Origin of the sequence: Pseudomonas sp. stari2, from assembly GCF_040760005.1 — a bacterium.
GTDB lineage: Bacteria > Pseudomonadota > Gammaproteobacteria > Pseudomonadales > Pseudomonadaceae > Aquipseudomonas.
The window spans coordinates 1,996,578-2,016,278 of sequence record NZ_CP099760.1; the positions used below are offsets into that span (position 1 = coordinate 1,996,578).

General features: G+C 62.2%; 22 protein-coding genes. 18 read left to right on the plus strand and 4 right to left on the minus strand.

Translation table 11 applies throughout. The features are described from left to right. The first annotated feature begins 10 nt into the window (after positions 1–10). The 8 genes from NH234_RS09175 to NH234_RS09210 all read left to right on the plus strand — a co-directional run bounded on the left by NH234_RS09175 (position 11) and on the right by NH234_RS09210 (position 7,874). Positions 11–2,284, plus strand: coding sequence for a chemotaxis protein CheA (locus NH234_RS09175; RefSeq protein WP_367256349.1), 2,274 nt, complete (start codon positions 11–13; stop codon positions 2,282–2,284). Positions 2,285–2,333: 49 nt separating this feature from the next. Further along, positions 2,334–3,476, plus strand: a complete 1,143-nt coding sequence (locus tag NH234_RS09180; RefSeq protein ID WP_367256350.1) for a chemotaxis response regulator protein-glutamate methylesterase — start codon at positions 2,334–2,336, stop codon at positions 3,474–3,476. Continuing rightward, positions 3,476–4,216, plus strand: a complete 741-nt coding sequence (locus NH234_RS09185; protein ID WP_085710490.1) for a flagellar motor protein — start codon at positions 3,476–3,478, stop codon at positions 4,214–4,216. The genes NH234_RS09180 and NH234_RS09185 overlap by 1 nt, the downstream gene beginning before the upstream one ends. 12 nt (positions 4,217–4,228) lie before the next feature. Continuing rightward, the gene (gene motD, locus NH234_RS09190) at positions 4,229–5,119 is read left to right on the plus strand and encodes a flagellar motor protein MotD (protein ID WP_085710492.1); all 891 of its coding nucleotides are present in this window, start codon (positions 4,229–4,231) and stop codon (positions 5,117–5,119) included. 43 nt (positions 5,120–5,162) lie between these two features. Next, entirely contained in the window at positions 5,163–5,951 is a 789-nt protein-coding gene (locus tag NH234_RS09195; protein WP_007959220.1) for a ParA family protein, read from the plus strand. A 2-nt stretch (positions 5,952–5,953) separates the two neighbouring features. Continuing rightward, positions 5,954–6,907 carry a CheW domain-containing protein gene (locus NH234_RS09200; protein WP_085733729.1) on the plus strand — a complete coding sequence of 318 codons (954 nt, stop codon included), beginning with the start codon at positions 5,954–5,956 and terminating at the stop codon, positions 6,905–6,907. An 85-nt stretch (positions 6,908–6,992) separates the two neighbouring features. Continuing rightward, a complete protein-coding gene (locus NH234_RS09205; protein ID WP_007959223.1) occupies positions 6,993–7,478 on the plus strand; it encodes a chemotaxis protein CheW in 486 nt (161 codons plus the stop codon). Then, entirely contained in the window at positions 7,479–7,874 is a 396-nt protein-coding gene (locus NH234_RS09210; protein WP_085710496.1) for a DUF2802 domain-containing protein, read from the plus strand. It abuts the gene before it with no gap. 68 nt (positions 7,875–7,942) lie between these two features. On the opposite strand, the gene NH234_RS09215 is transcribed toward NH234_RS09210, so the two are convergent. After that, positions 7,943–8,272 (minus strand): EscU/YscU/HrcU family type III secretion system export apparatus switch protein, encoded by a 330-nt coding sequence (locus tag NH234_RS09215; protein ID WP_367256352.1) that lies wholly within the window; start codon positions 8,270–8,272, stop codon positions 7,943–7,945. Continuing rightward, on the minus strand, positions 8,269–9,843 hold the full coding sequence (locus NH234_RS09220; RefSeq protein WP_367256353.1) for a flagellar hook-length control protein FliK: 1,575 nt from the start codon (positions 9,841–9,843) through the stop codon (positions 8,269–8,271). Before NH234_RS09220 ends, NH234_RS09215 begins: the two co-directional genes overlap by 4 nt. A gap of 197 nt (positions 9,844–10,040) precedes the next feature. On the opposite strand from NH234_RS09220, the gene ccmA reads away from it, so the two are divergent. The 10 genes from ccmA to NH234_RS09270 all read left to right on the plus strand — a co-directional run bounded on the left by ccmA (position 10,041) and on the right by NH234_RS09270 (position 17,421). Beyond that, positions 10,041–10,676: a cytochrome c biogenesis heme-transporting ATPase CcmA gene (gene ccmA, locus NH234_RS09225; protein ID WP_085733726.1), complete on the plus strand. Its 636-nt coding sequence runs from the start codon at positions 10,041–10,043 to the stop codon at positions 10,674–10,676. Then, on the plus strand, positions 10,673–11,341 hold the full coding sequence (gene ccmB / locus NH234_RS09230) for a heme exporter protein CcmB (protein ID WP_007959235.1): 669 nt from the start codon (positions 10,673–10,675) through the stop codon (positions 11,339–11,341). Before ccmA ends, ccmB begins: the two co-directional genes overlap by 4 nt. Positions 11,342–11,419: 78 nt before the next feature. Then, on the plus strand, positions 11,420–12,175 hold the full coding sequence (locus NH234_RS09235) for a heme ABC transporter permease (RefSeq protein ID WP_085733725.1): 756 nt from the start codon (positions 11,420–11,422) through the stop codon (positions 12,173–12,175). After that, positions 12,172–12,348, plus strand: coding sequence for a heme exporter protein CcmD (gene ccmD, locus NH234_RS09240; RefSeq protein WP_011333085.1), 177 nt, complete (start codon positions 12,172–12,174; stop codon positions 12,346–12,348). The genes NH234_RS09235 and ccmD overlap by 4 nt, the downstream gene beginning before the upstream one ends. Further along, positions 12,345–12,800 (plus strand): cytochrome c maturation protein CcmE, encoded by a 456-nt coding sequence (ccmE, locus tag NH234_RS09245; protein WP_367256354.1) that lies wholly within the window; start codon positions 12,345–12,347, stop codon positions 12,798–12,800. Before ccmD ends, ccmE begins: the two co-directional genes overlap by 4 nt. 3 nt (positions 12,801–12,803) lie before the next feature. Continuing rightward, positions 12,804–14,792 (plus strand): heme lyase CcmF/NrfE family subunit, encoded by a 1,989-nt coding sequence (locus NH234_RS09250; RefSeq protein ID WP_367256355.1) that lies wholly within the window; start codon positions 12,804–12,806, stop codon positions 14,790–14,792. After that, positions 14,789–15,325, plus strand: coding sequence for a DsbE family thiol:disulfide interchange protein (locus NH234_RS09255; protein ID WP_007959246.1), 537 nt, complete (start codon positions 14,789–14,791; stop codon positions 15,323–15,325). Before NH234_RS09250 ends, NH234_RS09255 begins: the two co-directional genes overlap by 4 nt. Then, on the plus strand, positions 15,322–15,792 hold the full coding sequence (locus NH234_RS09260) for a cytochrome c-type biogenesis protein (RefSeq protein ID WP_011333089.1): 471 nt from the start codon (positions 15,322–15,324) through the stop codon (positions 15,790–15,792). The genes NH234_RS09255 and NH234_RS09260 overlap by 4 nt, the downstream gene beginning before the upstream one ends. After that, positions 15,789–16,988, plus strand: a complete 1,200-nt coding sequence (gene ccmI, locus NH234_RS09265; protein WP_085733723.1) for a c-type cytochrome biogenesis protein CcmI — start codon at positions 15,789–15,791, stop codon at positions 16,986–16,988. Before NH234_RS09260 ends, ccmI begins: the two co-directional genes overlap by 4 nt. 25 nt (positions 16,989–17,013) lie before the next feature. Next, a complete protein-coding gene (locus NH234_RS09270) occupies positions 17,014–17,421 on the plus strand; it encodes a hypothetical protein (protein ID WP_367256356.1) in 408 nt (135 codons plus the stop codon). 44 nt (positions 17,422–17,465) lie between these two features. On the opposite strand, the gene NH234_RS09275 is transcribed toward NH234_RS09270, so the two are convergent. After that, entirely contained in the window at positions 17,466–18,353 is an 888-nt protein-coding gene (locus tag NH234_RS09275) for a LysR family transcriptional regulator (RefSeq protein WP_367256357.1), read from the minus strand. A 70-nt stretch (positions 18,354–18,423) separates the two neighbouring features. After that, positions 18,424–19,611, minus strand: coding sequence for an MFS transporter (locus tag NH234_RS09280; protein ID WP_367256358.1), 1,188 nt, complete (start codon positions 19,609–19,611; stop codon positions 18,424–18,426). Positions 19,612–19,701: the final 90 nt, after the last annotated feature.

Sequence of the window (19,701 nt, forward strand, 5' to 3'; positions counted from 1 at the left end):
CACCCCATTAATGAGCTTCGGCGCCGATGAAGAGATCCTTCAGGATTTCCTGGTTGAGGCCGGCGAGATTCTTGAGCAACTGTCCGAACAACTGGTCGAGCTGGAAAGCCGCCCGGATGACGCAGATCTGCTCAACGCAATTTTTCGCGGTTTCCACACTGTAAAAGGGGGCGCCGGCTTCCTTCAGCTCAATGAGCTGGTGGAGTGCTGTCACATCGCCGAAAACGTGTTCGACATCCTGCGCAAGGGTGAGCGTCGTGTAGATGCAGAACTGATGGACGTGGTGCTCGAAGCGCTGGACGCGGTGAACAGCATGTTCAGCGAAGTCCGCGATCGCAGCCCGATCACCGCTGCAACCCCGGAACTGCTGGCCGCCCTGGCGCGTCTGGCCGAACCGCAATCGGCGGATGAAGCCCCGGCTTCGCCCGTGGCCGAGATGATCGAAGAGCTGGTCGTTGAAAACGAAACCGGCGACTCCGGCGACATCACCGATAACGAATTTGAACAGTTGCTGGACTCGCTGAACGCCGTCAAGGCCGAAGCCGAAGCCCCCGCGCCTGCCTCCAGCGAAGCGGCCAGCGATGAAATCACCGATGCCGAATTCGAGTCGCTGCTCGACCAGTTGCACGGCAAGGGCCAGTTCGCGGCCGACGCCGTGGCACCGGCGGCCGCTGCGCCTGCGACTCCGGCGGCGGGCGACAGCTCGGACATTACCGACGACGAATTCGAAGCCTTGCTCGATCAGTTGCACGGCAAGGGCAACTTTGCCGTCGATGCGCTGGAGTCGGCCATTGCTTCCGTCCCTGCGAATGCAAGTGCTGCCCCGGCAGCGGCGGCGGCCGGTAGTGATCTGATCACCGACCACGAGTTTGAATCGCTGCTCGACGATCTGCATGGCAAAGGCAAGTTCACTGACGTCAACACCGGAGCCGTCGTGACTGCCGGCAATGCCTCGGCTGTTGCGACGCCGGCTGCGAAGACGCCAGCCACTGCGGCAAAACCTGTTGCAAAAGCGCCTGAGCCTAAAACCGAACCGGCCAAACCGGCTGCCGCTGCTGCACCGGCTCCGGCCCGTGCACCGGCGACGCCACCACCGGAAAAACCGGCGAGTGAAGCCGAGACCACCGTGCGTGTGGACACCGCGCGTCTCGACGAAATCATGAACATGGTCGGCGAGCTGGTACTGGTGCGTAACCGTCTGGTGCGTCTGGGCCTGAACAGCGGCGACGAGTCGATGCAGAAGGCCGTGTCGAACCTCGATGTGGTCACCGCCGACTTGCAGACCGCTGTCATGAAGACCCGGATGCAGCCGATCAAGAAAGTCTTCGGCCGCTTCCCGCGACTGGTTCGCGACCTCGCGCGTCAGCTCAAGAAAGAAATCAACCTGGAACTGGTGGGTGAAGAGACCGACCTCGACAAGAACCTCGTCGAGGCACTGGCCGACCCGCTGGTCCACTTGGTGCGCAACGCGGTCGACCACGGCATCGAGTCGCCGGAAGAACGCGAAGCCTCGGGCAAGGCCCGTGGCGGCAAGGTGATCCTGGCTGCTGAACAGGAAGGCGACCACATCCTGCTGTCGATCTCCGACGACGGCAAAGGCATGGACCCGAACGTCCTGCGCGCCATCGCCGTGAAACGCGGTGTGATGGACAAGGATGCCGCCGACCGCCTGAGCGACACCGAATGCTACAACCTGATCTTCGCCCCGGGCTTCTCGACCAAGACCGAGATCTCCGACGTGTCCGGCCGCGGTGTCGGCATGGACGTGGTGAAGACCAAGATTTCCCAGCTCAACGGTTCGATCAACATCTATTCGACCAAGGGCGCCGGCTCGAAAATCGTCATCAAGGTGCCGCTGACGCTGGCGATCATGCCGACCCTGATGGTGATGCTCGGCAACCAGGCGTTCGCGTTCCCGCTGGTGAACGTCAACGAAATCTTCCACCTCGACCTGTCGACCACCAACGTGGTGGATGGCCAGGAAGTGGTGATCGTGCGGGACAAGGCGCTGCCATTGTTCTACCTCAAGCGCTGGCTGGTCAGCTCCGCCGCTCACGAAGAGCAGCGCGAAGGCCATGTGGTGATCCTTTCGGTGGGCACCCAGCGGATCGGCTTCGTCGTCGATCAACTGGTCGGCCAGGAAGAAGTGGTCATCAAGCCATTGGGCAAAATGCTGCAGGGAACCCCGGGCATGTCCGGCGCCACCATTACCGGTGACGGCCGCATTGCACTGATTCTCGATGTTCCAAGCATGCTCAAGCGTTACGCCGCGCGGCGTATTTGAATCCGGGGCAGCGGAGCGACAACGTCCCGCTGCACCTAATGGAGTGTTTATGGCAGTCAAAGTCCTGGTGGTGGACGATTCGGGTTTTTTCCGCCGCCGCGTCTCGGAAATTCTTTCAGCGGATCCGAGCATCCAGGTTGTCGGTACGGCAACCAACGGTAAAGAGGCGATCGATCAGGCCCTGGCCCTCAAGCCGGACGTGATCACCATGGACTACGAGATGCCGATGATGGACGGCATCACGGCCGTGCGGCACATCATGCAGCGCTGCCCGACCCCTGTGTTGATGTTCTCCTCGCTGACTCATGAAGGTGCCCGGGTAACTCTGGATGCGCTGGATGCTGGCGCGGTGGATTTCCTGCCGAAGAATTTCGAAGACATCTCCCGTAATCCGGAGAAGGTCAAGCAACTGCTGTGCGAGAAGGTTCACAGCATCTCGCGCAGTAACCGTCGTTTCAGTGCCTACAGTGCCCCGGCGCCTGCCGCTGCACCTGCACCTGCACCTGCGCCGACTCCGGCAGCAGCGCCGTCGAGTTTTGGCAGCCACGGTGCTCCGGCTCGTCCGGCACCTGCGCCTGCACCGGCTCGCGTTCCGGCTGCCAGTGCTTCGTCGCCTGCTCCGAAACGCAAGGCCTACAAGCTGGTGGCGATCGGCACCTCGACCGGTGGCCCGGTTGCGCTGCAGCGGGTTCTGACCCAGTTGCCGGCCAACTTCCCGGCGCCGATCGTGCTGATCCAGCACATGCCGGCAGCCTTCACCAAGGCCTTCGCCGAGCGTCTGGACAAGCTGTGCCGCATCAGTGTCAAGGAGGCCGAGGATGGCGACATCCTGCGTCCGGGTCTGGCGCTGCTGGCACCGGGTGGCAAGCAGATGATGATCGACGGCCGTGGCGCAGTGAAAATCCTGCCGGGCGATGAGCGTCTGAACTACAAGCCTTGCGTGGACATCACCTTCGGTTCTGCGGCGAAATCCTACAGCGACAAAGTTCTGGCGGTCGTACTGACCGGCATGGGCGCCGACGGTCGCGAAGGCGCGCGTCTGCTCAAACAGGGCGGCAGCACCGTCTGGGCCCAGGATGAAGCCAGTTGCGTGATCTACGGCATGCCGATGGCGATCGTCAAGGCTGACCTCGCGGATGCGGTGTACGGTCTGGACGATATCGGCAAGCACATCGTCGAGGCGTGTATCTGATGGATGTTCTAAGCCTTATCGGGATCATCATGGCGTTTGTCGCCATCATCGGCGGCAATTTCCTTGAAGGCGGTCACCTCGGCGCACTGGCCAACGGCCCGGCGGCGCTGATCGTGCTCGGCGGGACCATCGGTGCCGCCTTGCTGCAATCGCCGATGAGCGCGTTCAAGCGTGCCATGCAGATTCTGGCCTGGATCTTTTTCCCGCCGCGTGTGGATCTGGCCGGCGGCATCGACCGCGTCGTTAACTGGAGCCTCACCGCACGCAAGGAAGGCCTGCTGGGCCTGGAAGGCGTGGCGGATGCCGAACCCGACGCCTACTCGCGCAAGGGCCTGCAACTGCTGGTCGACGGCGCCGAGCCGGAAGCGATCCGCAGCATTCTCGAAGTGGATTTCTACACCCAGGAAGCCCGCGACATCGAAGCCGCGAAGGTTTTTGAAAGCATGGGCGGCTACGCGCCGACCATCGGTATCATCGGTGCGGTGATGGGCCTGATCCACGTGATGGGCAACCTGGCCGATCCGTCGCAACTGGGCAACGGCATCGCCGTGGCATTCGTCGCCACCATCTACGGTGTGGCCAGCGCCAACCTGGTGTTGCTGCCGGTCGCCGCCAAGCTCAAGTCAATTGCGTTGCGGCAGTCGCGTTATCGCGAAATGTTGTTGGAAGGTATTTTGTCGATCGCTGAAGGTGAAAACCCACGCTCCATCGAGTTGAAGCTTCAGGGCTTCATGGATTAAGGGACTAACCTCATGGCACGTCGTCGCCAGCATGAAGAGCACGTAAACCATGAACGTTGGCTGGTTTCCTACGCCGACTTCATCACCTTGCTCTTTGCCTTTTTCGTGGTGATGTACTCCATCTCGTCGATCAACGAAGGCAAGTACAAGGTCATCTCCGAAGCGTTGATCGGAGTCTTCACCGACTCCGACCGCTCGCTCAAGCCGATCCCGATCGGTGAAGAACGCCCGAAGACCGTGACCCCGGCCAAGCCGCTGGTCAAGGACAGTGAGCAGGTCGATGCCGGCATCGCCGGGGCCAGCGATCCGCTGAAAAGCATCGCCGACGATATCAGCGCCGCGTTCGGCGACCTGATCGCGAGCAACCAGATGACCGTGCGCGGCAACGAGCTGTGGGTCGAGATCGAACTCAACTCCAGCCTGTTGTTCGGTAGCGGCGACGCCATGCCGAGCGACATCGCGTTCAACATCATCGACAAGGTTGCGGCGATCCTCAAACCGTTCGACAACCCGATTCACGTCGAAGGCTTCACCGACGACCAGCCGATCCGCACCGCGCAGTACCCGACCAACTGGGAGCTGTCTTCGGCGCGTTCGGCGAGCATCGTGCGCATGCTGGCGATGCAGGGCGTCAACCCTGGCCGCATGGCTTCGGTGGGTTATGGCGAATTTCAGCCGGTGGCCAACAACGCCACCGCCGAAGGCCGGGCGAAGAACCGTCGCGTCGTGCTGGTGGTGTCGCGCAATCTCGATGTTCGTCGCAGCCTGACCGGCACCGGGACCGCCAATGCAACACCGGACGCTGCGTTGAAGCGTGCTGGCACACAAACTGCACCGACCCCGGTCAAGACGCCGGGACGCGAGAGTGCCGTCAATTCTCCGTCGCCCGCATTAATACGCTGAGCCATGTCTCGGCCGAGCATCTCGGCCGGGAGGAACAATCCGAATGAGAGTCTGGGCAGTCGCCAATCAAAAGGGTGGTGTTGGTAAAACCACTTCTTCCATCGCTTTAGCCGGTTTGCTGGCAGAGGCGGGCAAACGCGTGGTCGTGGTCGATCTCGACCCGCACGGCTCGATGACCAGCTATTTCGGTTACGACCCCGACAGCCTGGAACACAGCAACTACGACCTGTTCCTGCACAAGGGCAGTGTGCCGCAGGGCCTGCCGGGCCAGTTGCTGCTGTCCACCAGCGACGAGCGCATTTCCCTGTTGCCGTCCAGCACCGCGCTGGCCACCCTCGAGCGTCAGTCGCCGGGGCAGAGTGGCCTGGGCCTGGTGATCGCCAAGAGTCTGGCGCAGCTGTGGCAGGACTTCGATTACGCGATCATCGACAGCCCGCCGTTGCTCGGTGTGCTGATGGTCAACGCCCTCGCCGCGAGCCAGCAACTGGTGATTCCGGTGCAGACCGAACACCTGGCCGTCAAAGGCCTGGAGCGCATGGTCAACACCCTGGCGATGATCAACCGTTCGCGCAAACAGGCGCTGCCGTTCAGCATTGTGCCGACCCTGTTCGACCGCCGCACCCAGGCGTCGATGGGCACCTTGCGCGTGCTGCGCGACAAATTCCCCGACGAGATCTGGCAGGGTTACATCCCGGTCGATACCCGTCTGCGCGACGCCAGCCGTGCCGGTGTCACGCCTTCGCAGTTCGACGGCAAGAGCCGTGGTGTGTTGGCTTACCGCGCGCTGCTCAAGCATCTGCTGGCGCAACAACTCGTTCCGCAGGTGGCCTGAGCATGAATCGGCCGATCAAGCTGACATCGAAGCCGCAACTGGCGCTGCAGTCCTATCTGGACGGCTTGCTGCAGGAGGTGACGGACGAGGTCGAGCAGGAAATCGCAACGCCGGTCGAGGTGGTCGAGAGCGCCGCGGCGCTCGATGAATTCCAGGCCGCCGTGCTTGAAGAGCAGGCCCGCGATGCGCAGCAAGCCGCCCGGCCGGTCACCCCGGTTGCAGCGCCTGCAGCTGTGATGGCGAAGGCACCTGCGACGTTGATCAAAGAGCCTGAGTCGGTGCGCGTGGTCTCGACGCTGGCACCGCTGCTGCAAACACAATTTCTGCAAACGCCTCCGGTTCCGGCGGCGCCCGAGCCCGAGCCTGAGGCGCCTGTTCCAGCCCCGGTCGAGCCGACCCTGGTTGCGCCGCTGGTGGAGGTGCATCTGCCACCGAGCAATACACCGCCACCGGTAGAAACCGACGGTCGTCCTGCCTGGGCGTCGGAAGCGTTCGAATGCTTGCTGTTCGACGTGGCCGGGTTGACCCTGGCGGTGCCACTGGTGTGCCTCGGCTCGATCTATTCGCTGGCCGGCCATGAGCTGACGCCGCTGTTCGGTCAGCCGGAATGGTTCCTCGGCATCCTGCCGAGCCAGGCCGGCAACCTGAAGGTGCTGGACACCGCACGCTGGGTCATGCCGGATCGCTATCGCGATGACTTCCGTCAGGGCCTGCAATACGTGATTTCGGTACAAGGTTACGAGTGGGGGCTGGCGGTGCATCAGGTCAGCCGCTCGTTGCGCCTGGATCCGAATGAAATCAAATGGAGAAGTCACCGGGGTCAGCGGCCATGGCTCGCGGGCACGGTGATTGAACACATGTGCGCCTTGCTCGATGTCTCCGCACTGGCCGAGCTGATCGCCAGCGGTGGGGCAAAGCACATGTCCGGCAGTAAGCCGAACCACAAACCGACATAACACTTACATAACAGACAGCACCGGCATACGCATGGCGGCGCACAGAACACACACCGCCAGGCGCGGTTTTTCGAGGGGCTAGGGTATGAACGACAAGGCTACTGCGGCAAAGGGTTCCGAAGATCCGATCCTGCAATGGGTGACCTTCAAGCTGGACAACGAAACCTATGGCATCAACGTGATGCGCGTTCAGGAAGTCCTGCGCTACACCGAGATCGCTCCGGTTCCGGGTGCACCAAGCTATGTGCTGGGCATCATCAACCTGCGCGGCAACGTGGTGACCGTGATCGACACCCGTCAGCGCTTCGGCCTGATGAGCGGCGAGATCAGCGACAACACCCGTATCGTCATCATCGAAGCCGACAAACAAGTAGTTGGCATCATGGTCGACAGCGTGGCTGAAGTGGTTTACCTGCGTCAGTCGGAAATCGAAACCGCACCGAACGTCGGTAACGAAGAGTCGGCCAAGTTCATCCAGGGCGTGTGCAACAAGAACAACGAGTTGCTCATCCTGGTCGAGCTGGACAAGATGATGAGCGAAGAAGAATGGTCGGAACTGGAGAATATCTGATTGATTCTCGAGGTAGCGGTCATTGTCCTGTTCCTGTTCTGGGCAGGCACGCTGGCGATGTTTCTGGCGTACATCAAGGCGCAGCGCGTGATCGCTGCGCAACAGGCCCAGGGCGATGCGCTGCGTGACCAGCGCATCAAGGACCTGGCCAAGCGCGTCGACGATTACCAGAACGGCAACGTGCGCATGGGCGAAGCCCTGCACGAGCTGCGCGCGGTCGTCAGTCCGATCCCTGACAAGATCACCCAGCTCGAACAGCGCGATCCTTCCAGCCTGTCATTCGCTCAAGCGGCGAAACTGGTCGGGATGGGCGCAAGCGTTGATGAGTTGACTCAGTCCTGCGGGTTGACCCAGGCTGAGGCGGAGTTGATGCGCAAGCTGCATAGAAGCAGCTGAGCGTTTCGAGCTTCGAGCGGCAAGTGGCATCAAAAAATCGCAGTCGATGATTGCGATTTTTTTTGCCTTCAGTAATCGTCGCCGCGGTCGGTGATGTCCTTCTCGACCATCGGTGCCTCCGGGTCATGTCCTTGCGGGAACTTGCCCTTGAGGTTCCAGGCAAACGCGATGATCTCGGCAATCGTCAGGTACAGCTCCTGCGGGATGCTATCGCCCAGTTCCATGCGCGCCAGCAACTTCACCAGCTCGGCGTTTTCGTAGATCGGCACTTCACAGTCGCGGGCAATCCGCAGGATTTCCTCGGCCAGTTCATCGTCGCCCTTGGCGGTGAGGGTCGGAGCGTGGCTGCCGTCGTACTTGAGGGCGATGGCCTGGCGTGGAGCGGTGGTATCGTTCATGCGGTTTCGTCGACCCAGCGGTGTTCGAGACGGGTTTGGTTGCCTTGCGGCGGGGTGCCGAGGTGGCAGTCGAGATCGCCGACGTTGAGCCCGCGATCCAGCAAGCGCTGACGCAATGCGGCGAGATTGGATTCGATCAGGTCGGCAGTGTATGGCCGTTCGGCCCATAGCTGGCTCGACAGGCTGCCGCTGATGAGTTGCGCCTGAATCTGCATCGGTCCCAGCGGTTCCATGTCGAACGCCAGATCGACGCGCCACAGTTGCTGTTTGGTTTCGCGTTCGCTGTCACGGCGGTCGTTCTGTCTTTCTTCTTGTGGCGCTTCTTCGCGCTGGAACTTGACCTGCAACGGCACGATGTCCTGCATGTTGCGCATCGGGATTTCCAGTTGCCAGGTGCTGAGCAGGCGCCCGTCGTCGGTCACGCCGGTCTGTTCCAGGCTCGACAGTTGATGGCTTTGCAGGCGTGAAACAGCTGCAGCGGCGAGGCGCAGCAAGTGTTCCAGATCGCCTTCACCTTCCAGGCTTTGCAGCAGCCGGTCCGGCAGCGGAAAACTGCCCGGCACCGGTTTGGCGCTGACCTGGCCGAGCATGCCGAGGGCGTTGCGCACGAAGCTCGGCATCGCCTGGGCCAGGGTGTTGGCGGCAATGATGGCGTTGAGATTGGTATTGCCGGGCAGGCCGGGGGTGAGTTGCGCGATCAGCTTGAGCAGATCGCCTTTCATATCCGGATTCAGCGTCGGGTTTTGCCCGGCCAGCAATTTGGCTTCGAGAAATGCGCCGCTGTTGAGCAGCGCCTGGGCCAGGCCTTTGGGGGTGGTCAGTTGCCCGACGTCCGGCAGGTTGGCCAGCAGCCGGTCCACGGCAGCGCGCAGATCACTGGAGGTCTGATCGTCGGCGGGCGGCAGGCTCTGGAGCATTTTCAGCAAGCCATCCAGCGAACCCTGGCGACTTTGCTGGCTGACCAGTTGCTGACTGACCGCCAGTTGTTCCTGACGACTGCTCAACGGCAAGAATTTCAGGGTCTGGGAATCCTGTACCAGCGCTGACAGCAGGGTGCCAATGCGTAATGGCTGCGGGCTGTCGAGGCTCAGGGTGCTGCCACTCAACACGGTGTTGAGCAGGCTGACCGTCGAGCGGAACACCGTCGGTTGCCCCGGCACCTGCGGCAACGCCTGATTCGTCAGCACCTTGCCTTGCAGCAGCGTACCGACCGGCAATTGCGCCGTGTCGATGCGGGTGAGGGTGGCGACAGCCGTGGCGATGGCCTGTTGCACGGTAACCGCCAGATTGCCCGCCGACGGCTGGGTGACGGCCAGATTGGTGCCTTGCGGCAGCGGCAGGGGACTGGTCGCCTGCACGGTGGTCTGACGGCCGCCGTCGAGGGTGACCTTGAGCAGCACCTGAAAGGCCTGGTCCGCCGGTTTCAGCGCCAACACCTCGGCCTTGGCGCTCTGGCCGGCGGCAATCAGCCCGTCCATCGGCGTCAACAGCTTGAGCAGCTCACCGACCTGCGGGCGAGCGGTCGCCGGGGTGGTGGGCGGGAGCGGGAGGATGTTCATTTCGCCTGTCATACGCGGACACAACCTGAGGAAAATGCACTCGGGAGAGCAGGGGACGCCATGTATAATGCCGCCCGTCCTTCCGTTCGTTCAAAAAACATAGCAATTGTTTGACCCAGCTCTCTGGATTGAGCCGTCATTGCATTTATGCTGCAACTCTTTAACGGCCGCCCCAGAGCCGACTTGAACCGTATAAGGCCCGTGAACCCTTGACCAGCCCTGTCCTGCAAACCGTCGGCCTCGCCTGTGAGCGCGATCTCAGACTGCTCTTCGAGAATCTCGAATTGAGACTGGCCAGTGGCGATATGGTGCAGATCAGCGGTCCCAACGGCAGCGGCAAGACCAGTCTCTTGCGCCTGCTGGCCGGCCTGATGCAACCGACCGACGGTCAGGTGCTGCTCAACGGTCAACCCCTGGCCGAGCAACGCAGCGAACTGGCGCGCAACCTGCTGTGGATCGGTCATGCCGCCGGGATCAAGGACCTGCTGACCCCGGAAGAAAACCTCGCCTGGCTCTGCGCCCTGCATCAACCCGCCGGACGCGACGCGATCTGGCAGGCGTTGGCGGCGGTTGGATTGCGCGGTTTCGAGGATGTTCCCTGCCACAGCCTGTCCGCCGGTCAGCAGCGCCGCGTGGCGCTGGCGCGGTTGTATCTGGACAGCCCGCCACTGTGGATCCTCGATGAGCCGTTCACCGCGCTGGACAAACAAGGCGTGGCGCAACTCGAAGAACACCTGGCCAATCACTGCGAACGCGGCGGTCTGGTGGTGTTGACTACGCACCATACGCTGAGCCGGATGCCGGCCGGTTATCGCGACATCGATCTGGGGAAGTGGGCAGTATGAGTGTGTTCGGCCTGCTGGTTGCCCGTGAATCCCGACTGCTGTTCCGCCGCCCGGCGGAGCTGGCCAATCCGCTGATTTTCTTCGCCATCGTCATCGCGCTGTTCCCGCTGGCCGTCGGACCTGAAACTCAAGTATTGCAAAACTTGTCCCCGGGGTTAGTCTGGGTGGCGGCGCTTTTGTCGGTCCTGCTCTCGCTGGACGGGCTTTTCCGCAGTGATTTCGAAGACGGATCCCTTGAACAGTGGGTCCTTTCGCCGCACCCCCTGCCACTTCTGGTGTTGGCCAAGGTGCTGGCACACTGGCTTTTTTCCGGGCTGGCACTGGTTTTGCTCTCGCCGTTACTGGCGTTGATGCTTGGGTTGCCGGCTGCGTGTCTGCCGGTATTGCTGCTTTCGTTGTTGCTGGGTACACCAGTGCTGAGCTTGCTCGGCGCGGTGGGGGCGGCGCTGACGGTCGGTCTGAAACGCGGCGGCCTGTTGCTCGCGCTGTTGATTCTACCGTTGTACATCCCGGTGTTGATCCTCGGCAGTGGCGCCTTGCAGGCAGCGTTGCAGGGCATGCCGGCGATCGGTTATCTGTTGTGGCTTGGCAGCCTGACCGCCCTGGCGATAACCCTGACACCTTTTGCAATAGCTGCTGGCCTGAAGATCAGCGTCGGCGAATAATGAGGTCTGGTTAAAATTTAACCAGCAAAGACCCTGAGACTGCTCACACCGATGAGCGGCACCCGTGATGGAAACAGTATGAACTGGACCTGGTTTCACAAGCTCGGCTCGCCCAAGTGGTTCTACGGCATCAGCAGCAAGTTCCTGCCGTGGCTGAGCATTGCAGCGTTGCTGCTGATCGCTGTCGGCGTCGTCTGGGGCCTGGCCTTCGCGCCGCCGGACTATCAGCAAGGCAACAGCTTTCGCATCATCTACATCCACGTACCCGCCGCGATGCTCGCCCAGTCGATCTACGTGATGTTGGCGGTGTGCGGCGTGGTCGGGTTGGTGTGGAAGATGAAACTGGCCGACGTCGCCCTGCAATGCGCCGCACCGATCGGTGCCTGGATGACCGCCGTGGCGCTGGTCACCGGGGCGATCTGGGGCAAGCCGACCTGGGGTTCGTGGTGGGTCTGGGACGCGCGGCTGACCTCGATGTTGATTCTGCTGTTCCTGTACTTCGGCGTGATCGCCCTGGGCAACGCCATCAGCAACCGCGACAGCGCCGCGAAGGCCTGCGCGGTGCTGGCCATCGTCGGCGTGATCAACATCCCGATCATCAAATACTCGGTGGAGTGGTGGAACACCCTGCACCAGGGCGCGACCTTTACCCTGACCGAAAAACCGGCGATGCCCGCCGAAATGTGGCTGCCGCTGCTGCTGACGGTGCTTGGTTTCTACTGTTTCTTCGGCGCCGTGCTGTTGCTGCGCATGCGTCTTGAAGTGCTCAAGCGCGAAGCCCGCGCCAGTTGGGTCAAAGAAGAAGTGCAGAACAGCCTGGAGGCCGCTCGATGAGTTTCGCGTCATTCGGCGACTTCCTCGCCATGGGCCATCACGGCCTGTACGTCTGGTCGGCCTACGGCATCTGTCTGGCGGTACTGATCCTCAACGTGGCGGCGCCGATCGCGGCCCGCAAGCGTTATCTGCAACAAGAGGCGCGTCGTCTGCGCCGGGAGAACGGCAAGTGAATCCGCTGCGCAAAAAGCGTCTGATCATCATTCTGGCGATTCTGGTCGGGGTCGGCGCTGCCGTCGGCCTGGCCCTGAGCGCCCTGCAGCAGAACATCAATCTGTTTTACACCCCGACCCAGATCGCCAACGGCGAGGTGCCGCAGGACACCCGCATCCGCGCTGGCGGCATGGTCGAGAAAGGTTCGCTGCAACGCTCCCCGGATTCCCTGGACGTCAAATTCGTGGTCACCGACTTCAACAAGTCCGTGACCATCACCTATCGCGGCATCCTGCCGGACCTGTTCCGCGAAGGGCAGGGCATCGTCGCACTGGGCAAGCTCAACGCCGATGGCGTCGTGGTCGCCGATGAAGTGCTGGCCAAGCACGACGAAAAATACATGCCGCCGGAAGTGACCAAGGCCCTGAAGGACAGCGGTCAATCCGCGCCGACCCAAGCGAAGGAGGGTTGATCGATGACGTCCACCATTTTCATTCCCGAGCTTGGCCATCTGGCCATGATCCTGGCGCTGTGTTTCGCGCTGGTGCAGGCCGTGGTGCCGTTGCTCGGTGCCTGGCGCGGCGACCGTCTGTGGATGGGCCTCGCCCAACCGGCGGCGTGGGGGCAGTTCGCATTTTTGCTGTTTGCCTTCGGCGTTCTGACCTACGCGTTCATGACCGACGACTTCTCCGTGGCCTACGTCGCGATGAACTCCAACAGCGCGCTGCCTTGGTACTACAAATTCAGCGCCGTGTGGGGCGCCCACGAAGGTTCGCTGCTGCTGTGGGCGTTGATCCTTGGTGGCTGGACTTTTGCGGTCTCGGTGTTCTCCCGGCAGTTGCCGCAAGTCATGCTTGCTCGCGTGCTGGCGGTGATGGGCATGATCAGCACGGGTTTCCTGTTGTTCCTGATCCTGACGTCAAACCCGTTTTCGCGGATCCTGCCGCAGATCCCGGCCGACGGTCGTGATCTCAATCCGTTGCTGCAAGACATCGGCCTGATCGTGCATCCGCCGATGCTGTACATGGGTTATGTCGGTTTCTCCGTGGCCTTCGCGTTCGCCATCGCTGCACTGCTCGGTGGTCGTCTCGATGCCGCGTGGGCGCGCTGGTCACGTCCGTGGACCATCGTTGCCTGGGCTTTCCTCGGCATCGGCATCACCCTCGGTTCGTGGTGGGCTTACTACGAACTCGGCTGGGGCGGCTGGTGGTTCTGGGACCCGGTGGAAAACGCCTCGTTCATGCCTTGGCTGGTGGGCACGGCGCTGATCCACTCGCTGGCGGTCACGGAAAAACGTGGCGTGTTCAAGAGCTGGACGGTGTTGCTGGCAATTGCCGCATTCTCCTTGAGTCTGCTCGGGACGTTCCTCGTACGCTCCGGTGTACTGACTTCGGTGCACGCGTTTGCTTCGGATCCCGAGCGTGGTGTGTTCATTCTGATCTTCCTGCTGTTCGTGGTCGGCGGCTCGCTGACCCTGTTTGCGCTGCGTGCACCTGTGGTCAAGAGCCAGGTCGGTTTTAACCTGTGGTCGCGGGAAACGCTGCTGCTGGGCAACAACCTGGTACTGGTGGTGGCCGCGTCGATGATCCTGCTCGGCACGCTGTATCCGCTGATTCTTGATGCGATCAGCGGCGCCAAACTGTCGGTCGGCCCGCCGTACTTCAACGCGCTGTTCATTCCGTTGATGGCGCTGTTGATGGTGGTGATGGCGGTCGGTGTGATCGTGCGCTGGAAAGACACACCGGTGAAATGGCTGGCCAACATGCTGACCCCGGTGCTGCTGGGCAGTGTTGCACTGGCAGTCGTTGCCGGTGTCGCCTACGGCGATTTCAACTGGGCTGTGATCGCAACCTTCCTGCTCGCAGCCTGGGTGTTGCTGGCCGGTTTGCGTGACATCTTCGACAAGACCCGGCACAAAGGCCTGATCAAAGGTCTGCCGACCCTGACTCGTAGCTACTGGGGCATGCAACTGGCCCACATCGGTATCGCCGTGTGCGCCCTGGGCGTGGTGTTGTCGAGTCAGAACAGTGCCGAGCGCGACCTGCGTCTGGCGCCGGGCGAGTCGATGGAACTGGCCGGTTACCAGTTCGTGTTCGAAGGCGCCAAGCATTTTGAAGGCCCGAACTTCACCTCTGACAAAGGCACCATCCGGGTGATCCGCGATGGTCGCGAAATCAGCGTGCTACACCCGGAAAAACGCCTGTACACGGTGCAGAGCTCGATGATGACCGAAGCCGGGATCGACGCCGGTTTCACCCGCGACCTCTACGTTGCTTTGGGTGAACCACTGGGCGACGGCGCCTGGGCAGTGCGGGTGCACGTCAAACCGTTTGTGCGCTGGATCTGGTTCGGCGGTCTGCTGACCGGTCTGGGCGGAATGCTGGCAGCGCTGGACCGGCGTTACCGGGTCAAGGTCAAAGCCAAGGTGCGTGAAGCGCTGGGCATGGAAGGAGCCGCTGCATGAGACGTTGGTTGATGCTGGTGCCGTTGGCGATTTTCCTGCTGGTGGCCGTATTCCTTTATCGCGGTCTGTACCTGGATCCGGCGGAGCTACCGTCGGCGATGATCAACAAACCGTTCCCGGAGTTTTCCCTGCCGGCCGTGCAGGGCGACAAGACCCTGACCAAGGCTGACATTCTCGGCAAACCGGCACTGGTCAACGTCTGGGGCACCTGGTGCATTTCCTGCCGGGTCGAGCACCCGGTGCTGAACAAACTCGCCGAGCGTGGCGTGGTGATCTACGGCATCAACTACAAGGACACCAACGCCGATGCGTTGAAGTGGCTGGCCGAGTTCCACAATCCGTATCAACTGGACATCCGCGACGACGAAGGCTCCCTGGGCCTGAACCTCGGTGTCTACGGCGCGCCGGAAACCTTCTTCATCGACGCCAAGGGCATCATCCGCGACAAGTACGTCGGCGTGATTGACGAGCAGGTCTGGCGGGAAAAACTGGCGGCCAAGTATCAGGCGCTGGTCGACGAGGCCAAGCCATGAAGCGCTTTTTAGCCGCCATGGTGTTGGGCTTGAGTCTGGCCGGTGTAGCTCACGCCGCCATCGACACCTACGAGTTCGCCAAAGAAGGTGATCGTGAGCGTTTCCGCGAGCTGACCAAGGAACTGCGCTGCCCCAAATGCCAGAACCAGGACATAGCCGACTCCAACGCGCCGATTGCCGCCGACCTGCGCAAAGAGATTTTCCGCATGCTCGGCGAGGGCAAGGACAATCAGCAGATCATTGACTTCATGGTCGATCGCTACGGTGATTTCGTCCGCTACAAACCGGCGTTGAATGCCAAGACTGCGCTGCTGTGGTTTGGCCCGGCGGGATTGCTGCTCGGCGGTTTTGTCGTCATCGCCGTGATCGTCCGCCGCCGTCGCGGGCAACGCGCCGAGACTCCGCAATCGCTGTCCCCTGAAGAGCGTCAGCGCCTCGACCAACTGTTGGATAAAAACCAAGAATGATTGATTTCTGGCTTGCCGCAGGGCTGTTGCTTTTGGTCGCCCTGAGTTTTCTGCTGATCCCCGTTCTGCGTGAGCGTCGCGCCCAGCGTGAAGAGGATCGGACTGCCCTGAACGTCGCGCTGTATCAGGAGCGTGTCGCCGAGTTGCAATCGCAGCAGGCCGAAGGCGTTCTCGACGCTGCGCAAATGGACAGCGGCCGTGCCGAAGCGGCGCGGGAACTGCTGGCCGACACCGAAGGTGCGGCGCCGGCGCGGGTTTCGCGTTTGGGCAAGCCACTGCCATTGCTGGCAGCCGTGCTGGTGCCGGTGTTGGGCCTCGGTCTCTATATGCATTTCGGTGCCGCCGACAAAGTCGAACTGACCCGGGAATTCGCCCAGGCACCGCAGTCGATGGAAGAGATGACCCAACGTCTGGAACGCGCCGTAGCCGCGCAACCGGATTCCGCCGAAGGCCTGTACTTCCTCGGTCGTACTTACATGGCTCAGGATCGTCCGGCGGACGCGGCGAAGATGTTCGAACGCGCCGCCAACCTGGCCGGTCGTCAGCCGGAACTGCTCGGCCAGTGGGCGCAGGCGCAGTACTTCGCCGATGGCAAGAAGTGGTCGGACAAGATTCAGGCCCTGACTGACGAAGCACTGAAGGCTGATCCGAAAGAAGTCACCAGCCTTGGCCTGTTGGGGATCGCCGCGTTCGAAGGCGAGCGCTATCAGCAAGCCATCGATTATTGGAACCGTCTGCTGGAGCAACTGCCAGCGAATGACAAATCCCGCGAAGCCCTGCAGGGCGGTATCGCCCGCGCTACTGAAAAACTTGAGGCCAGCGGCGGTAAGGTCGCCCAGGCTCCGGCGGCGAAAACCGCGCTGCTCAAGGTCAGCGTCGATCTGGCCAGCGAGCTCAAGGGCAAGGTGCAACCGGGTGACAGTGTGTTCATCTTCGCCCGTGCAGTGTCTGGCCCTCCAGCACCGCTGGCGGCCAAGCGTCTGACCGTCGCCGACCTGCCGGTGACCGTCGAGCTGGGCGATGCCGATGCAATGATGCCGCAGTTGAAACTGTCGAACTTTCCTGAAGTCCAACTGGTTGCGCGCGTCTCCCGTGCCGGTCAGCCGACCGCCGGTGAGTGGGTAGGCCGCAGCGGGCCTCTGGCCAGCAGCACCACCGCGCCACAAAAACTCACCATCGACAGCCCGGACAAATAGCCGGAACCAACAGGAAAGCACCGCCATGAACGCCATCGCCCGAATCACAGTCCTCACACTGGCCCTGGGCTTGAGCGCATGTGCGGTGCAACGACCCGAGTCGACCACAAGGCTCCCGCCGATCCCGCCGTCACAACCCAGCCCGACACCGTCCACCAGTCCGACGCCGGGCAAACCGGGCATTCCGGCCAAACCCTCGAAATCCGCCCCCCGCACCTCGGCAAGCTTCGCCCCGCCACCGGGAGGCAACAGCCACTGGGATCAGAAACTGGGCGTGTACGTACTGGATGACCAGCCCAACACCTTCTACCGCCAGCGCACCTACTACCGCTGGAACAACGGCTGGAGCCGCTCGATCAGCCCGAACGGACCGTGGGAGGACACCAACATCCACGGTGTGCCGGCGGGGTTGGGCAAGCAGTTCGGGGAGTAATGAAAAACGGCGATCTTTGGATCGCCGTTTTGCTGTCTGGTTTTTTACAGCGCTCGCACCAACAACCCCTGCACATACTCAACAAACGCCCGCGCCTTGGCGCTGGCCATCCTGCCCGTCGGAAACACCGCCCACAGCTCCTGTTTCGGCAAAACCCAATCGCTCATGACAGCCTTAACAACGCCACTGGCCAGTTCCGGTGCGAACATCCACTCCGAGCCCAGCCCCAGACCTTGATGGGCCAGCACCGCCTCACGCAACCCTTCGGCGGCGCTGACGCGCAGGCGGCCATTGACGGCCACAGACTGTTCTTCGCCATCCTTGTTGAAATGCCAGGTCGTACCACCGCCACGGTTGTAGATAACGGCGCGGTGTCGGGTCAGATCGGCAGGGCCGGTGGGTTCACCGTGGCTGGCGAAGTAGGCCGGCGTGCCCAGCACAACGCGACGGCATTCGGCGATCTTGCGCACGGTCAGGCCGGAGTCGCTGAGCGGGCCCAGGCGCAGGGCGACGTCGATCCCTTCTTCCACGAGGTTGATGTTCTGGTCGTCGAGCAGCAGATCGACATTGAGTTGTGGGTGCTGATCGAGGAACGGCCCCAGGTGTGGAACCACATGCATCCGGCCGAAGGTGACGGCGGTGCTGATGCGCAGGTTGCCACTCAGGCCGCTGGCGGTGCCGCGAGCAGCGTTGTCGGCCTCGTCGGCTTCTTCGAGCGCACGCCTGGCCCGCTCGAAAAAGGCCAGCCCGGCCTCGGTCGGCGTCAGGCCTCGGGTCGAACGCAACAGCAAGCGTACGCCGAGGCGGGTTTCGAGTTGGGCGATGGTTTTCGACACGGCCGGCTGACCGATATTCAGCCGCCGGGCGGCGGCGGAAAACGAGCCGGTTTCCACGACGTAGACAAAGGTTTCCATGGCGGCGAGGCGGTCCATCGGCGGTCCCGTGCAAGTGTTGTTGAGGGGGATTACGACTGTGATGAGTCCATCACAGTCGTTACGGATCTTATGCCGTCACAAGCGCCGACTTTTGCGAAACACTCAAAAACCGCACCAGCGCCAGCAGCGGAAACGCACTGCCAACAATCACGATCCACAGCCAGCCGCCATGCTCGTACACCGCACTGGCCACCGACGAACCGAAGGCGCCGCCGATGAAGATGCTGGTCATGTACAGCGCGTTGAGGCGGCCGCGGCTTTTGGCGTCGAGGGAGTAGACCGCGCGCTGGCCGAGCACCATGTTCATCTGCACGCAGAAGTCGAGCACCACGCCGGTCACCGCCAGGCCGATCACGCTGTAGGCCGGGTGAATGAAGGCCGGCAGGAAACTCAGGCTGGCGAACAGCATGGCCAGCAGAGAGGCGACGCGGGTGTGGCCGGCGTCGGCCAGGCGTCCGCTGATCGGGGCGGCAATCGCACCGATGGCGCCGACCAGGGCAAAGATCGCGATTTCACTCTGGGACAGGCCATGGTTGCGCGCCAGTTCCAGCGGCACGGCGGTCCAGAACAGGCTGAAGGTGGCGAACATGCAGGCCTGGTAGAACGCCCGCTGACGCAGCACCGGTTGCTGGCGCAGCAGCGTCCACAGCGAGCCGATCAACTGGCCGTAGGAGGCGCTGTGATCCGGCTGGCGCTTGGGCACGGTCAGTGCCAGCACGATGCTGATTGCCGCCATCAACACCGCCGCGATCATGAACATTGCCCGCCAGCCGAAATGGTCGGCAACGACGCTCGACACCGGACGCGCCAGCAGAATGCCCAGTAACAAACCGCCCATGATTCCGCCGACTACACGGCCACGGGATTCCTCCGGCGCCAGATGCGCCGCCAGCGGAATCAGGATCTGCACCGACACTGAGCTGAAGCCCACCAGCAGCGAAATCATCAGGAACACATTGGGCTGATCGGTAAACGCCGCCCCCAGCAGACTGGCAATCGCCACCACGGTGGTGATGATCATCAGACGGCGGTTTTCCAGCAGGTCCGCCAGCGGCACCAGGAAGAACAGCCCCAGTGCGTAACCGATCTGGGTCAGCGACACGATGAAGCTGGCCATGGTGTCGGTCAGGCCGATGTCCGGCGCGATCAGGCCGATGATCGGCTGGGCGTAGTAGATGTTGGCAACGATGGCGCCGCAGCAGAAAGCGAACAGCAGCACCATGCCTCGGGTCATTGCGTGAGTTGTGGCGGTCATAGGGTTTCTCGATCCAGCGAAAAGGAATGCGGTGAGGCTAAGGGACGAACCGGGTCGGCGGTAGAAGCCTTGGATCGATATCAGTTATTC